Source organism: Rhodanobacter aciditrophus (assembly GCF_042679525.1).
Classification (GTDB): Bacteria; Pseudomonadota; Gammaproteobacteria; order Pseudomonadales; family Marinomonadaceae; genus Marinomonas; species Marinomonas aciditrophus.
Genome location: NZ_JBHTMN010000006.1, coordinates 134,406 through 149,687, shown reverse-complemented (window position 1 = coordinate 149,687; position 15,282 = coordinate 134,406). Strand labels below are relative to the sequence as shown.

Here is a 15,282-nt window from a genome sequence, read left to right as displayed (position 1 = left end):
CCTGCCGTGTCAGTGGGTGCGTATAATACGCATCAGAATTTTGAGCGCAAGGACTTTTTTAAAATAACTTAAAATAATTTTGAAACAGCAAAACATTGATCAAAGTTTCACCAAAATCAGTTGTTTTAGGCTGTTTTTGATGAATTATCAAACAATCTTGTTTAGATGGGAGGCACAATCCTAATCCACCTCCCTGAAACACCCTTAGATTAGAGCTCTCTTTTCACTTCCGCCCAATCAATCGTAGGAGACTTCATGCCGTGAGCACCTTTATAAGCAGGGCTCTTAGGTTGCTCCCATCCAGCTAAGGCATCTTCTTCCAATTTATAGATTTCAACCTCTAACGGATGACAGGTCGATAAAGGGTCAACGCCATCACGACCTAAGAAATCCACCGACAAATCACCACCAGGGCAACAAGACATTGCACACAGCAAATCAATCTCCGCAAAGAACTCAAGATAGTCTCCTTTCTTTGCTGGACAGGGCTTCATAAAGTACTGATCGTCTTCATTTAATCCGGTGCACTGAAATACATTTAACACATCATGTACATCAAACTCCGTTAGACCATAGGGCAATACCGCTCTCACTAAATTTGAATGGCAATGAAAATCGAAGTCTTCTCCCGTTAAAAGATAATTAATATATGGGTCACAACGGGTTCCTAATAAGTCATGGACTCGACCACCATCTTCATCTTTACCATAGTCAGCCAGTGTGTCTTCAATGATGGTCGCCATCGGTCGTAGAAATGGCAGCGTCGACCATAATCGGTCATAAGTGCTTACATGGGCACGCTGGAGCTGACGAGTACGGGATGCCCACATTCTTTCTCTAGGATCGTGCAGGTTCCACATATTAAAGTCTCCCACTTGTGGACCGTCAGAGACACGAATACGAAACACATGTCCTGCAGGCACCTTCCAAGCTATCCCTGAGCGCATGGGTACCTTGACGGTTTCAACTAAGGTTCGCTTCGCCTTACCTTGAATCAGTGAGCCATAGAATTCTTTGTTGATTGCCAGCTTCGAACCTTCACCTGAGCGGTACGCTGCTTCTACATTTGCCATAATCCGTTCCTCTTATGAGTTTTAATTGACTCAGAGTACGTATTTGAGAAACTCAACAAAAGTGACATTTATTTTAATTACATGACATTTATTAAAGAGTCTGAAGATGAGTTTGCCCTACACTGCTCTACACACTTTTCATCTAGTCGTACGCTTTGGCACTTTGAAACAAACTGCTGAACATTTGAAGTTGACTGAATCAGCTGTCAGCCATCAGATTAAACGCTTGGAGGACAAACTAGGCTATGCTTTGTTTTACAAATCTGGTCGCCAATTAAAACCCACCCCCGAAGGAGCTCAATTGGCGCAGGAGCTTGAGCAACCCTTTGATCATATTGATCAGGTGTTACTGAATAAGAGGCCTCACTCCCACAACACTATTACCTTGTATTGCTTACCATCTTTGCTGGAGCCATGGTTACTTCCCAGGCTATTAGCGTTCAAGGAAACCAATCCCTCTTTGGAATTGGTCATTCGTTATCACTCCTCTGCACCAGAGTACCTTGATGAACACAGTGTGCGTATTGGTAGCCATGAAGCGAACACTTCTTCCCCCTATTCATTGAAGCGTCTTTTCTCAGGTGAAACGGTACCGGTGTGCAGCCCTATTTATCTGAGTCAGCATCCAACTCTTGATACGACAGAAGGACTGCTAAACGCCACCTTACTACACGACCACTCCTCCGCCAGCTGGGAGCAATGGTTTACTCAAAGCGGACACCTTTTAGAACAATCCGCCTCACTGATTTACGAAGATTTTCACTTGCTAAAAATGGCCACTCTTGCCGCCCAAGGTGTTGCGTTATGCCCTGAAGCATTAATCCGGCAGGACCTTGAGATGGGCACCTTGGTTTCATTAAGTGAGCAGAAAGGAAATTTAGGGCGATATTACGGTATTGAGCACAACCGCTATGCCCACAGTAATGTACGCCATCTGGTTGCCTCTTTAACTTAGCTATTTCCAGGATGCACAAAAAAGCCCGCTTACTTTTCAGTAGCGGGCTTTTTAATTCCGTTAATGGCTTAGCCTAGGAACTTGCGAGCGTTTTGGAACAAACGCAACCAAGGACCTTGCTCTTGCCAATCTTCTGGCTTCCAGCTGTGTTGTACCGCACGGTAAACACGCTCTGGGTGAGGCATCATGATGGTCACACGGCCATCTTCTGACGTTAGACCTGTAATACCTTCAGCAGAGCCGTTCGGGTTGTATGGGTAACGCTCTGTTGGCTGACCATAGTGATCAACATACTGCAGTGCTACCTGGCCATTGGCCTGAAGAATCGCTTTATGTGCTTCATCACGGTACTCAGTATGACCTTCACCGTGGGCCACGGCGATTGGCATAACAGAACCCGCCATATCCGCAAGTAGGACAGAGTTAGACTCTTTCACTTCCACTTGAACCAGACGACCTTCAAACTGAGCTGATTGGTTACGTACGAACTTAGGCCAGTTCTGCGCACCTGGGATCAAGTCATGAAGGTTAGATAGCATCTGACAGCCGTTACATACACCTAGGGAGAAGGTTTCTTGGCGATTAAAGAAAGCCTCGAACTGCTCACGGGCACGGGCATTAAACAGGATGGATTTCGCCCAACCTTCACCAGCGCCCAATACGTCACCGTAAGAGAAGCCGCCACAAGCCACTAGACCTTTGAACTCTTCCAATGAAACGCGACCAGTAAGGATGTCACTCATGTGCACATCCACAGGATTGAATCCCGCTTTATGGAACGCCGCCGCCATTTCTACTTGACCGTTAACACCTTGCTCACGCAATACAGCCAAACGAGGCTTCACACCCGTGTTAATGTAAGGCGCGGCAACATCGGCATTGATATCAAAGCTCAGTTTCGCAGAAAGCCCCGGATCTTTCGCATCTAGCAAGTTATCAAACTCTTGCTGTGCCGACTCAGGGTTATCACGTAGGGCTTGAATACGGTAGCTTGTTTCAGACCAAGTACGCTGCCAAGTAATACGATCTTGGGACAATACTTGTTCACCTTGGAAGGCGAAGTTTAATGTGTCGCTATCATTTAGGGTTGCAACCGCTGTCGCAGAAACACCCGCTGCTTGGTAAGCCGCTAGTACAGTTTCCACTTCGCCGTTTGCAACTTGAATCACAGCACCTAGCTCTTCGTTGAACAATGCCGCCGCTAGAGACGCTTTGTCTTTAGCAACATTTGTAAGATCAACATCTAGACCAATGTGACTTGCGAAAGACATTTCAGTCAAGGTAGCAAATAAACCGCCATCTGAACGGTCGTGGTAGGCAAGCAATTTACCTTCTGCATTCAATGCTTGAGTCGTATCAAAGAAGCCTGCAAGCACTGCTGCGCTGTCCACGTCTGGTGTCGCATTGCTCACTTTATTGAACACTTGCGCAAGTACAGAGCCACCTAGACGATTTTGGCCTTCGCCAAGATCCAATAGGATCAACTGACTGTCAGTTTGCTTAAGTTCAGGTGTTAATGTTTTACGAACATCTTCCACTGGCGCAAACGCAGAAATCACAAGAGACAAAGGTGAGGTAACGGCTTTTTCTTCGCCGTCTTCTTTCCATACTGTCTTCATGGACATGGAGTCTTTACCAACAGGAATGGCGATATCCAGAGCTGGACATAGTTCCATACCGACTGCTTTTACGGTTTGGTATAGCTTCTCGTCTTCACCCGCATGACCTGCAGCAGCCATCCAGTTTGCAGACAGTTTAATGTGATTACGCTTGGTGATTTTCGCTGCGGCTAGGTTGGTTAGAGCCTCACCCACGGCCATACGGCCAGATGCTGGCGCATTCAATAGGGCAGCAGGGGTACGCTCACCCATGGTCATAGCTTCACCAGTGTAGCTGTCTAGAGAAGAAGTCGTTACCGCTACGTCTGCTACTGGCACCTGCCAAGGGCCAACCATTTGATCACGAGCCACCATGCCTGTGATGGTGCGGTCACCGATAGTGATCAAGAAGCTCTTAGAAGCAACTGTTGGCAAGCTCAACACGCGCTTCGCGGCTTCAACAAGCTCAACCTCAGAACCATCAAAGTCGTCGCCTTTCACGTCCGCTTTGGTCGCTTCACGGTGCATCTTAGGTGGCTTGCCAAATAGAACAGACATTGGCAGATCAACTGGGCTGTTGTCGAAATGTGGATCTTCCACTTCTAGGTGCAGCTCTTCTTTCGCTTCACCAACCACAGCAAATGGGCAACGCTCACGCTCACAGATAGCAGCGAATTCGTCGATGCGGTCAGCAGGGATAGCCATGACGTAACGCTCTTGAGATTCGTTACACCAGATCTCTAAAGGAGACATGCCTGGCTCGTCATTCAATACTTTACGAAGATCGAATTTACCGCCACGCTCGCCGTCTTTTACAAGCTCTGGCAAGGCATTAGAAAGACCACCCGCACCCACATCGTGGATGAAGCTAATTGGGTTTTTGTCGCCAAGCTGCCAACAACGGTCGATAACTTCCTGACAACGACGCTCCATTTCTGGGTTGCCACGTTGTACAGAGGCGAAATCCAGATCTTCGTTACCGTCAGAAGACGCCATAGAAGACGCCGCGCCGCCACCTAGACCGATCAACATAGCCGGGCCACCAAGCACTACTAGCTTAGAACCTACTTGGATCTCATCTTTTTCTACGTGCTCACGGCGGATGTTACCGATACCGCCCGCCAACATAATTGGCTTGTGGTAACCACGAACTTCGTCACCCGTTGGCCCTTGAACTTTTTGCTCGAATGTACGGAAGTAACCCAATAGGTTTGGACGACCAAATTCGTTATTAAATGCCGCACCACCAATCGGACCTTCAATCATGATGTCCAGTGGTGTCACGATACGGCTTGGTTTGCCATATTGGCTTTCCCATGGTTGTTCAAAACCAGGCAACTTAAGGTCAGACACTGTGTAACCAGATAGACCTGCTTTCGGTTTAGCACCAATACCGGTAGCACCTTCGTCACGAATCTCACCACCAGAACCTGTCGCAGCACCTGCAAATGGCGCGATCGCTGTTGGATGGTTGTGGGTTTCCACCTTCATCAAGATGTCGATATTTTCTTGGGAGAAATCGTATTCACGGGTTTCAGAATTCGGGAAGAAACGGCCCGCTTTGTGACCTTCCATCACAGCCGCATTGTCTTTATAAGCAGACAAGGTGCCGTCTGGGTTATGCTCGTGAGTGTTTTTGATCATTTTGAACAAAGAACGCTCTTGCTCTTCCCCATCAAGGGTCCACGATGCGTTAAAGATTTTATGACGGCAGTGCTCAGAGTTTGCTTGAGCAAACATCATCAATTCTACGTCATTAGGGTTACGCCCCAATTCTTTAAAAGACTCTACCAAGTAGTCAATTTCGTCTTCCGCCAGTGCCAAGCCAAGCTTTTGGTTCGCCTCAACCAATGCTTCGCGGCCACCCGCAAGAATGTCTACGCTTGTCATGGGCGCAGGGGTCGCATGGCTGAACATAGATGTCGCAGCATCTAAGTCTAGCAACACGCTTTCCGTCATACGGTCATGTAATAAGGCCGCAATTTGGCTACGTTGTACTTCAGAGAAAGACTCATTTGAATGAATAAAGTACTGAACACCACGCTCAACACGTTCAACCAACTCAAGACCACAGTTATGAAGAATGTCTGTTGCCTTCGATGACCATGGAGAGATAGTACCTAAACGAGGCACGACCAAAACATAGTTATCAGACAATCGAGTCGTCGTAGACTTAGCCCCGTAAGTTAGAGCCTGTTCAAGTACATTTTGTTGCTCTGAAGTCAGCGCCTGACCTGATTTCAATTCAACAAAGTGAAGGAACTGGGCATCGATATCTGTGATGGATGGGTGCAGATCTTGTAGACCGGCTAGTAGCTTAGCTTTGCGAAACGCAGAAAGCGCTGCGGAACCATGCAGAGTCAGCATGTCGAGTTTTGCCTCATGTGGTAGTTTGGGGAAAAATTTGCGCACATTTTAAATCATTGAGGTGTTTTGAAGCCAGCACAGTCTTTGCAATATCGCTATTTTCCTTCACCAGCATCCTTGGATAGCGTCTTAGCCTGTTGTTTTAACCGCTTTTTTTGCTCTCTGCGGTACTGAAAAAAGTTTGATAGCTGTCTGCTCGCTTGGTCAGCCAATACGCCACCGGAGGCATCCACCTTATGATTCAAAAAGTCTTGCTCGAAAAACACTTGTTGGCTTTCAATGACACCGCTCTTTGGCTCCGTCGCCCCATACACCACTCGAGCAATACGACTGTGGACAATCGCACCAGCGCACATGGAGCAAGGCTCCAAGGTCACATACAAGGTCGCCCCAGGCAGACGGTAGTTGTTCATATGTCGGCAAGCGTCTCTAATCGCTTGAATCTCCGCATGGGCTGTGGGGTCACAGTTGTGAATGGGAGAATTAAAACCCTGACCAATGATCTCACCCTCCAGTACCACAATGGCTCCCACGGGAATCTCACTGGCCGCTTCTGCTGTGCAGGCTAATTCTAGGGCTTTAGCCATCCAAAACGCATCTTCTTCCGCAGAAGGGTGACTAGGGTCTATTGCACTTGGCATTTCTTATCTCCTAAACTCAAGTGAACCATTATACAAGGAGTTCTGAGCGTGCAAACTGTAGCAGACTTAATGATCACCAAACTTGTCACACTGAAAGAATCCGACTCTTTGGCTCACGCCAAAGCACTCATGGCAGAAAAGAGCATCCGCAATTTACCTGTGGTGGACGCTGACGGCACCTGTTTAGGTATGCTGACACAGCGTGAATACCTCAAACATGCCTTTTACCTTGTTAGCCAGTTCGGTACCCAGCAATTGAGTAAAAAGGAAGAGCAAACACCCGTCCGTAATGCCATGAACAAAGACATTCTCACGGTTTCGTCCACCCTCTCACTTAAAGCAGCGGCGGAGTTTTTTATCGAAAACAAATACGGTAGCCTGCCTGTGGTAGATGAAGGCAAGCTAGTGGGCATTTTAAGTCCCATCGATTTTGTTAAGTTAGCCCATCAGTCGCTGTAACGTCATGCTCTGATGTGCGCCGTTATATATAAAAAAACCCAGCATTAAGCTGGGTTTTTTGAATCAGAATCAGCGACTAGACAGGCTTTTTCTCAAGTTTTACCTCTGCGGCTTGAACACCAAAATCCGTCTCAGTGATTTCAAAACTCACTGATTGACCTTTTTTTAAGGTTTTGTGTCCTTCCGAAAGGATGGCTTTGTAATGCACAAAAACGTCAGGCTCTTCATCACGTTTGATAAATCCCACGCCTTTGGTGTCATTAAACCACCTAACTTTGCCAAATAGTCTATCTGTCATGTGCCGCCTCTTCTTATTATTTTTGCGTCATTAGCCCCCACTCGATGGCAGGGGACTATGCATTACAAGGACTCAATGCTCGCTTTTTGCTCTTCCAGCTTAGCGACCACGGATTTCAGCTCTTCGCTTTTAGCCTTCTCTTTCTCTACAACCGCCGCTGGTGCTTTAGCAACAAAAGACTCATTGCCAAGTTTACCTTCGATTCGTTGTAGGTCTTTGCTCGCCTTATCGATCTCTTTTTGCAGACGCGCAAGCTCAGCTTCTTTGTCGATCAGACCTGCCATAGGCACCAATACTTCCATGTCACCAACCAATGCAGTAGCCGACATAGGCGCTTCGGCACCGCTTTCTAGCCAAGTAATGGATTCAATCTTCGCAAGTTTCTGCAAGAAAGCTAAGTTAGCTTCCATGCGAGCTTGATCTTGCTCAGAGCCATTGCGGAAGAAAATATCTAAAGGCTTAGAAGGCGCAATGTTCATCTCACCACGAATGTTACGGATGCCTTCGATGACACCTTTTAGCCACTCAACATCGGCTTCGGCTTCGGCGTCTTTTTTCGCTTCTTCCGTTTCAGGGAAGGCTTGAGTCATCACCGTATCACCCGCTTGACCTGCAAGGGGCGCTACACGCTGCCAAATTTCTTCCGTGATAAACGGCATCATTGGGTGGGCAAGGCGTAAGAAAGCTTCCAATACACGAACCAAGGTACGACGAGTACCGGCAAGCTGTGCTGGGGTGGCATTTTCGTCCCACAATACAGGCTTAGAAAGCTCTAAGTACCAGTCACAGTATTCATGCCACATGAATTCGTAAATTGCTTGCGCTGCCAAATCAAAACGATGGGTATCGTAGGCTTTGTTTACCGCTTCTTCGGCATGTTGCAAACGAGAGATGATCCACTTGTCTGCAAGTGACAGCTCTACGTCACCGCCATTTTGAGCACAGTCTTGGCCTTCAGTATTCATCAACACATAACGGGCCGCGTTCCAAATCTTGTTACAGAAGTTACGGTAACCTTCCAAACGGTTCAGATCGAACTTGATATCACGACCACCGGACGCAAGAGAACAGAGAGTGAAACGCAATGCATCAGTACCGTAAGAAGGCATGCCCTCTGGGTAGGTTTCGCGGGTATTCTTCTCAACTTTCTCTGCTAAACGTGGCTGCATCATGCCGTAGGTACGCTTGGCAACCAAGGCTTCCAAGTCGATACCATTGATCAAGTCTAATGGATCGATGACGTTACCTTTAGACTTAGACATCTTGTCGCCCCGCTCATCACGGATCAAGCCGGTGATGTAAACGGTTTTGAACGGCACTTTATCGGTAAACTTCAAGGTCATCATGATCATTCGGGCAACCCAGAAGAAGATGATGTCAAAGCCTGTTACCAACACATCAGACTCAGCAAACAGGTCAAAGTCTTCGGTTTTCTCAGGCCAGCCTTGAGTCGCAAATGTCCACAGGGCTGAAGAGAACCAAGTGTCTAGAACATCTTCGTCTTGAACCAGTTCAAGATCTGCCGCTAGATTGTATTTTTGGCGTACGTCTTCTTCACTCTGACCAACGTAGAAGTTGCCAGCGTTATCGTACCAAGCCGGAATCTGATGTCCCCACCAAAGTTGGCGAGAGATACACCAGTCTTGAAGGTCACGCATCCAAGAGAAATAAGTGTTTTCCCACTGTTTAGGAACAAACTGAATATCGCCGTTCTCAACCGCTTCAATGGCAGGCTTTGCCAAACTCTCAACGGCCACATACCACTGGTTCGTCAGGTACGGCTCAACCACTGTGTTACCACGTTCTGCACGAGGAACCTTCAGTTTGTGATCAGCGATCTTTTCCAATAGACCCAGCTCTTCAAAGTCCTTAACAATGACTTTACGGGCATCAAAACGATCAAGGCCTTGGTATTTCTCAGGGGCATCACTGTTAATAGCCGCATCATCTGTGAAGATGTTAAGCATAGGCAGATTGTGACGCTTACCCACTTCATAGTCATTAAAATCGTGGGCTGGGGTGATTTTCACACACCCAGTACCGAATTCTTTATCAACGTATTCGTCAGCAATAATAGGAATACGACGATCCACCAGTGGCAAGATGATTTCTTTGCCAACTAGATCAGCATAACGCTCATCATCCGGTGCCACGGCAACAGCTGAGTCGCCAAGCATGGTTTCAGGGCGTGTCGTCGCCACCACAATGTAATCTTTGCCATCGGAGGTTTTCACGCCATCCGCTAGGGGATAGCGGAAATGCCACATGAAACCATTTTCTTCCTCTGACAATACTTCTAAATCAGAGATAGCTGTATGCAGCTTAGGATCCCAGTTAACCAAACGCTGACCACGATAGATAATGCCTTCGTCAAATAAGCGAACAAACACTTCTTGTACTGCCGCAGACATTCCTGGGTCCATAGTGAAGCGTTCTTTATTCCAATCTACCGAGTCACCCAAGACGCGCATTTGATCAGAGATGGTACCGCCAGATTGGCCCTTCCATTCCCAGACTTTTTCTAGAAATTTCTCACGACCAAGACCGGTACGAGTTAAATTCTGTGCCGCCAATTGACGCTCTACCACCATCTGGGTTGCGATACCTGCGTGGTCGCTACCAGGTTGCCATAATGTGCGCTTACCTTGCATTCGAGCGCGACGAATCATGGCATCCATCAAGCTATGCTGGAATGCATGGCCCATGTGTAGACTACCCGTGACGTTTGGCGGTGGAATCATGATAGAAAATGGCGTGCCGTCACCGCTTGGTGCGAAGTAATTGTTCTCTTCCCAGCGCGTGTAAATCGGCTGTTCAATACTTTGGGGTTGGTAAGTCTTTTCCATTATGGTGTCTTATAGCTCTTGGATGGCAAATAAAGTTGGGGAATTATAACGTTTCAAAGGCAACCGAGAAAGCAATTGATGGTTATGCTGTCTCATTCTTAGATAACTCTAAGACGACCTCTTGAACGATTTCGGGGAGTTTTCGCTGTAAAACAGCTTCGATCGCTGCTGACAAGCGCTCAGAATCAATGTCTAAAGACGCCTCAGCAGTGCTTTCGGCCTTAGAATCTGTGACAGGAGTTGCCGTGGCACCCGCTTCTAAAGCTGGCTCTTCAGCCGCATCAGGCTGTTGTGACTTATCATTAGTAAAAGATTGTACAAAGTGCTGTTCTTGACTAACAGGGGCGCTCGCCTCGCCGACGATGTCCATCAAAATAGGAATATCATCTTTGTTACGCAACGCTGCCGTCAAAACCGTCTCATCAGGTTCTGCGCTATACATTTCGGTATCAGACAACACATCAGACATAAAACACCACAGCAACTTAAAACTGTTTTACTAAGGTTAATACAGGGGTCTCTTGATAATAACCAACCGCCACAGACATATCTGGGCGATCACGCTGTACAACTTTCGCACTGACGTAAGCAAATGTCCACCCCAGTACCGCTTGTGAGGTGTAGTGTTTGTCCATGGCAACCCGAGCCAAGGCTGGTAATGTGGACAAACCATAGAAGACGCTTTTAGCCCAGAAGGATTTGCTTAACATGGCCGCGTTAATCATAGGCACCGCGCCGGAAAAGGCATGGCCACTTATGCTGTTAACGTCATCAAACAAGCGCCAATCACTGCCACGCCCTTCAGTGGGTCGACTGCCTCCAAGGATATTGGCGGAAATGAAACCTGACGGCGCTCCGACTAGAAACGTACGCAAGGAGTACTCTCCCCATTGCCCAACTACGCTTTGCTCTTCATTCAACCAATGATCAATCCCCATAGCCGCCGCATAAATAGGGATACTTGGAATGGTGCGAGTGGAGTCACCAAAATAGTTTACTTGTTTGGAATGGTCTCTAAATCGCCTGTCATGAAGTGGCACTTCATCTTGTATTGAACGATCGATCCCAGAGTTAGCCATGATTGCTGCAGTAAAGAACCCGGGCGCAAGCGCCCGGGCGGTGGAGAGGGTATAAAAGTTTTGATAGTCGCCAGCGACTTTTTGAAAAAAAGACTCTTCTGAATCCTCTGCATGCCCTAATAAGGGCAAACAAGTTAAACACATCAAAAAAACATAACGACTACTACCCGAACTCATTGATAACCCTTAACCTGCCTTATTTAGAAGATAACGTGTTAACAAGCCAACTGGACGGCCACTTGCCCCTTTCGCTGCGCCGCCAGACCAAGCGGTACCAGCAATGTCCAAGTGCGCCCATGGGTAGCTTTCAGTAAAGCGAGACAAGAAACATGCTGCGGTCACCGAGCCTGCTTCTGGGCCGCCAATGTTAGCGATATCCGCAAAGTTGCTATCCAGTTGTTGCTGGTATTCTTCATCTAGGGGCATCTGCCATAACTTATCTGCGGCTTCAGTACTGGCTGCTTTAAGGGCATCAGCGACTTCTGGTTTGTTGGCGTACATACCAGAGTTAACACTTCCCAAAGCAACGATGCAGGCACCGGTTAAGGTGGCGATATCTACAACAGATTGTGGTTTGAAGCGTTCGATGTAAGTCAATGCATCGCACAATACCAAACGACCTTCCGCATCTGTGTTCAATACTTCAACCGTTTGGCCCGACATGGTTTTAACGATGTCACCAGGCTTGGTTGCATGGCCACTTGGCATGTTTTCAGCGGCAGCAATCACGGCAGTAAAGTTCAGTTTAGGCTTCAGTTCACAGATGGCTTTCATGGTGCCAAACACACTGGCAGCGCCACACATGTCGTATTTCATTTCGTCCATTTTGGCACCTGGTTTCAATGAAATACCACCGGTATCGAAGGTGATACCTTTACCCAATAAAACATGGGGAGCTTCGTCTTCAGCACCACCGCGGTAATGCATCACAATCAAGTAGCTTGGTTGATCACTGCCTCGACCAACAGACAGCATACAATGCATGCCTAGCTCGTCCATTTTGGTTTCATCCAATAGCTCCACATCGATACCGAAATCTTCTCCAAGCTGCTGTGCTTTTGACGCTAGATAAGCCGGAGTACAGACGTTACCTGGAAGGTTACCAAGTTGGCGGGTAAAGGCCGAGCCGGAGGCAGTGGCCACACCAATGTCTAATGCAGCTTGATCCGTGCCTTCGATTAATAGGGTTTCAACTTTAGTAGACTTTTCAGCGTCGTCTTTTTTGAAGCCTAAAAATTCATAAAAGCTTTCGTTCAGCCACTGGGCAAGTAAAGTTGTTACATTGTTAGATTCACGATCTTTCGCCGGCAACCCGCTCGCCGCCACAGCAACCGTTTCATAAGGCAAGGCTTTGATGCTAGAGCCGATCGCCGCAATGACTTTTTTCAATTTCATATCTGATAAGGCATCTTTGCCTGTACCAACCAAAAGCACCGCTGGCTTATCCGCCGCAAGGCTGGGTAATAATAGTGTCTGGGCAACGGAACCTTTGAACACACTTTGCTCACGCAGTGTTTGAATTTGACCCGCTAATGTCTCGTTGATCTGAGCGGTCGCGGTCGGCAAGTCCCCTTCACTTGGGACAAAAGCCACGACTAAATTAGCGTCTACCTCTGCAACATTCTTAAATAACTGTGTTCTCATAATCTTTTCCAATTCCATAAAACTTTCTAAAAATACTGGCTACCGTCCGCAACTATCGAGATAATATTGGCTGCAAAACGTAGCGTTTGCCTGAAGTCACGCTAGAACTCCAGAAGAGGTTCCTTTGAAACTATTCAGATACTTGGCTAAAGAAGTGTTGGTGTCAACCGCAGCGGTCACCTTCATACTACTTCTTGTCATCTTAAGCGGCCGTATCGTTAACTATTTAGGTCGTGTTGCGGACGGCAAAATGAGCTTCGATTTTCTCTTTATTATTCTAGGATTGCATATTCCTAGCTTTATTCAAATGATCCTCCCTTTAGCATTTTTCTTATCTTTGCTATTGGCCTATGGACGTTTGTACATTGAAAACGAAATGTCGATCTTGTTCGCCAGTGGTGTGAGTAAGATGAAACTTGGAGTTTACACTCTGAGTATTGCGCTATTTGTGACAGGAATTTCTGCTGTTATTAATTTTTGGATGTCCCCATCATTTGAATACAAGGTGCAAGAGATCTATCGACAGCAAGATCAACTCACCGCATTTGATCTCATTCAGCCAGGTAAATTTGAAGGCTCCGGACAAAAAACCACCTATGTAGAACAAATCACCTCCGGCGAAGGCTGGATGGAAAACGTCTTTTTATCCGACATTTCAACTCGTAATAATCAACAAGTCCCCACCCAAACCATTGCCCATTATGCAGAGATTGTCCGTTTACCAGACCATAACAATTTGCAGTATCTGGTGTTAAAAGATGGTACTCGCTATGAAGGCACGCCAGGGCAAGCGAACTTTCGCATTACGACATTTGAGACCTATGCGCTGCGTTTAGAAGATACTCCACCAAAAGATATCACCGCAGAATACGCGTTACCGACAACCTTTTTACTGCAGTCAGATAATCCCAAGCACATTGCTGAATTACAGTGGCGTATCAGCCTCGTGGTGATAGTACCCATACTTGGTGTAATCGGCTTGTCATTAAGCCAAGTTAACCCGCGCCAAGGGCGGTTCTTTAAAATGCTGCCAGCGATTGTTTTGATGATTACTTATTTAGGTATGTTGATCTGGGGGAAAACCGCACTGGAAAAACAAGAGATCCCAATCCAATTTGGTTTATGGTGGATACATGCCATATTTGCTGTAATCGGTGCTTATACCTTTTTAATGTTTAACCAAGCTTTTAGTCGCCGGAGTGCGAGATTACCGCAACAGGGAGGCAACCATGGGTAAACTGGATCGATATATTGGCAACAGCGTGTTGATGGCGGTTTGCTTGGTGGCATTTGTCCTATTGGGGTTGGATTTTGCGATTACCTTTATTGACGAAGTAAAAAAAATCAACGAGCAATACACCACCGCCATTTTGATGGAGGTCTTAGCGCTACGCTTGCCAGGCAAGCTGGCTGAGTACCTTCCGGTATCATCTCTCATTGGCACCTTAATCGGCCTTGGGGCATTGGCTTCGACCTCAGAGATCACCGTCATGCGTGCCGCTGGTATCCCTTTATGGCGGATCGGCTTATCCGCTTGTAAACCTATACTGCTCCTATCCCTTATGGGATTACTTATCGCAGAGTTTGTTTCCCCTATTGCGGAGCAGAAGGCAAATTTAGTAGATAAGCTACAATCTGGACGCGCAGCCAGCAGTTTTTCCATCACAGGTGGCAGCTGGCTTAAAACTGACACCGACTATGTTTACATCGATGCTGCAGATCAAGACGGAACGCTTTACAAGATCACCATTTATGACCGCTCTGATGACCAGCTTAAATCCATCAAAACGGCTAAAACAGCTATACAAGTAAACGACAGCGAATGGTTATTGCAGGATATTAAATCCTCTTCTTTTTACGAGGACAGAATTGAAACCAACACTCAAAAAGAAGAAAGATGGACCTCCACTCTAAAATCAGATTATCTGTATTTATCGACCCAGGAACCGGATAGCCTCTCCCTGACTCAATTAAATCAGTACGCCCAATTTTTGCAGCAACAGGGATTAAACACGGGCAACTACGAGTTAGAGTTCTGGAATAAGGTGTTCCGCCCCTTATCTTCATTAGCACTGGTCATTGTGGCCATCTCCACCATATTTGGCCCATTACGATCTTCGACCATGGGGGCTCGGATCTTTTCTGGTGTCTTAATCGGATTGCTGTTCCAAAATTCTTTGTACATCACCGGGCGCATGAGTTTAGTCAGTTCATTACCACCTTTGCTTGGTATATTGATACCTATTCTTGTGTGTTTGGCTGCAGGGCTTTATTTACTAAAGAAACGTAACTAACACTCTTTGAATGCCATAAAAAAAACCG

General features: G+C 46.8%; 12 protein-coding genes. 4 read left to right on the top strand and 8 right to left on the bottom strand.

Annotated features, from left to right (window positions below; translation table 11 throughout):
- Positions 1-209: 209 nt before the first annotated feature.
- The gene (locus ACFQ45_RS05415) at positions 210-1,073 is read right to left on the bottom strand and encodes an urea carboxylase-associated family protein (RefSeq protein ID WP_377365967.1); all 864 of its coding nucleotides are present in this window, start codon (positions 1,071-1,073) and stop codon (positions 210-212) included.
- A 106-nt stretch (positions 1,074-1,179) separates the two neighbouring features.
- Here ACFQ45_RS05415 and ACFQ45_RS05410 point away from each other — a divergent pair, with 106 nt between their 5' ends.
- Complete coding sequence (locus ACFQ45_RS05410; protein WP_377365966.1) at positions 1,180-2,028, top strand: LysR family transcriptional regulator; 849 nt, start codon at positions 1,180-1,182, stop codon at positions 2,026-2,028.
- Between the two features lie 68 nt (positions 2,029-2,096).
- Here ACFQ45_RS05410 and purL read toward each other — a convergent pair whose 3' ends face one another.
- Positions 2,097-5,993: a phosphoribosylformylglycinamidine synthase gene (purL, locus tag ACFQ45_RS05405; protein WP_377365965.1), complete on the bottom strand. Its 3,897-nt coding sequence runs from the start codon at positions 5,991-5,993 to the stop codon at positions 2,097-2,099.
- A 95-nt stretch (positions 5,994-6,088) separates the two neighbouring features.
- The gene (gene tadA / locus ACFQ45_RS05400) at positions 6,089-6,634 is read right to left on the bottom strand and encodes a tRNA adenosine(34) deaminase TadA (RefSeq protein WP_377365964.1); all 546 of its coding nucleotides are present in this window, start codon (positions 6,632-6,634) and stop codon (positions 6,089-6,091) included.
- A 48-nt stretch (positions 6,635-6,682) separates the two neighbouring features.
- On the opposite strand from tadA, the gene ACFQ45_RS05395 reads away from it, so the two are divergent.
- A complete protein-coding gene (locus ACFQ45_RS05395; RefSeq protein ID WP_377365962.1) occupies positions 6,683-7,093 on the top strand; it encodes a CBS domain-containing protein in 411 nt (136 codons plus the stop codon).
- Between the two features lie 76 nt (positions 7,094-7,169).
- Here the strand turns inward: ACFQ45_RS05395 and ACFQ45_RS05390 are convergent, their stop codons facing one another.
- From ACFQ45_RS05390 to ACFQ45_RS05370, 5 genes are all read right to left on the bottom strand, one after another.
- Positions 7,170-7,391 carry a cold-shock protein gene (locus tag ACFQ45_RS05390; protein ID WP_377365961.1) on the bottom strand — a complete coding sequence of 74 codons (222 nt, stop codon included), beginning with the start codon at positions 7,389-7,391 and terminating at the stop codon, positions 7,170-7,172.
- 62 nt (positions 7,392-7,453) lie between these two features.
- Entirely contained in the window at positions 7,454-10,237 is a 2,784-nt protein-coding gene (locus ACFQ45_RS05385) for a valine--tRNA ligase (RefSeq protein WP_377365960.1), read from the bottom strand.
- A gap of 82 nt (positions 10,238-10,319) precedes the next feature.
- Positions 10,320-10,706: a hypothetical protein gene (locus ACFQ45_RS05380; RefSeq protein WP_377365959.1), complete on the bottom strand. Its 387-nt coding sequence runs from the start codon at positions 10,704-10,706 to the stop codon at positions 10,320-10,322.
- Between the two features lie 16 nt (positions 10,707-10,722).
- Positions 10,723-11,493: a hypothetical protein gene (locus ACFQ45_RS05375; RefSeq protein ID WP_377365958.1), complete on the bottom strand. Its 771-nt coding sequence runs from the start codon at positions 11,491-11,493 to the stop codon at positions 10,723-10,725.
- 9 nt (positions 11,494-11,502) lie between these two features.
- Positions 11,503-12,960, bottom strand: a complete 1,458-nt coding sequence (locus ACFQ45_RS05370) for a leucyl aminopeptidase (RefSeq protein WP_377365957.1) — start codon at positions 12,958-12,960, stop codon at positions 11,503-11,505.
- Positions 12,961-13,084: 124 nt separating this feature from the next.
- Here ACFQ45_RS05370 and lptF point away from each other — a divergent pair, with 124 nt between their 5' ends.
- The gene (lptF, locus tag ACFQ45_RS05365; protein WP_377365956.1) at positions 13,085-14,197 is read left to right on the top strand and encodes an LPS export ABC transporter permease LptF; all 1,113 of its coding nucleotides are present in this window, start codon (positions 13,085-13,087) and stop codon (positions 14,195-14,197) included.
- Positions 14,190-15,254, top strand: a complete 1,065-nt coding sequence (gene lptG / locus ACFQ45_RS05360; protein ID WP_377365955.1) for an LPS export ABC transporter permease LptG — start codon at positions 14,190-14,192, stop codon at positions 15,252-15,254. The genes lptF and lptG overlap by 8 nt, the downstream gene beginning before the upstream one ends.
- Positions 15,255-15,282: the final 28 nt, after the last annotated feature.

Excerpts from the sequence above, each read along its gene's own strand:
- ACFQ45_RS05415 (WP_377365967.1), bottom strand. The coding sequence starts at position 1,073 with ATGGCAAATGTAGAAGCAGCGTACCGCTCAGGTGAAGGTTCGAAGCTG.
- ACFQ45_RS05410 (WP_377365966.1), top strand. The coding sequence starts at position 1,180 with ATGAGTTTGCCCTACACTGCTCTACACACTTTTCATCTAGTCGTACGC.
- purL (WP_377365965.1), bottom strand. The coding sequence starts at position 5,993 with ATGCTGACTCTGCATGGTTCCGCAGCGCTTTCTGCGTTTCGCAAAGCT.
- tadA (WP_377365964.1), bottom strand. The coding sequence starts at position 6,634 with ATGCCAAGTGCAATAGACCCTAGTCACCCTTCTGCGGAAGAAGATGCG.
- ACFQ45_RS05390 (WP_377365961.1), bottom strand. The coding sequence starts at position 7,391 with ATGACAGATAGACTATTTGGCAAAGTTAGGTGGTTTAATGACACCAAA.
- ACFQ45_RS05385 (WP_377365960.1), bottom strand. The coding sequence starts at position 10,237 with ATGGAAAAGACTTACCAACCCCAAAGTATTGAACAGCCGATTTACACG.
- ACFQ45_RS05380 (WP_377365959.1), bottom strand. The coding sequence starts at position 10,706 with ATGTCTGATGTGTTGTCTGATACCGAAATGTATAGCGCAGAACCTGAT.
- ACFQ45_RS05375 (WP_377365958.1), bottom strand. The coding sequence starts at position 11,493 with ATGAGTTCGGGTAGTAGTCGTTATGTTTTTTTGATGTGTTTAACTTGT.
- ACFQ45_RS05370 (WP_377365957.1), bottom strand. The coding sequence starts at position 12,960 with ATGAGAACACAGTTATTTAAGAATGTTGCAGAGGTAGACGCTAATTTA.
- lptG (WP_377365955.1), top strand. The coding sequence starts at position 14,190 with ATGGGTAAACTGGATCGATATATTGGCAACAGCGTGTTGATGGCGGTT.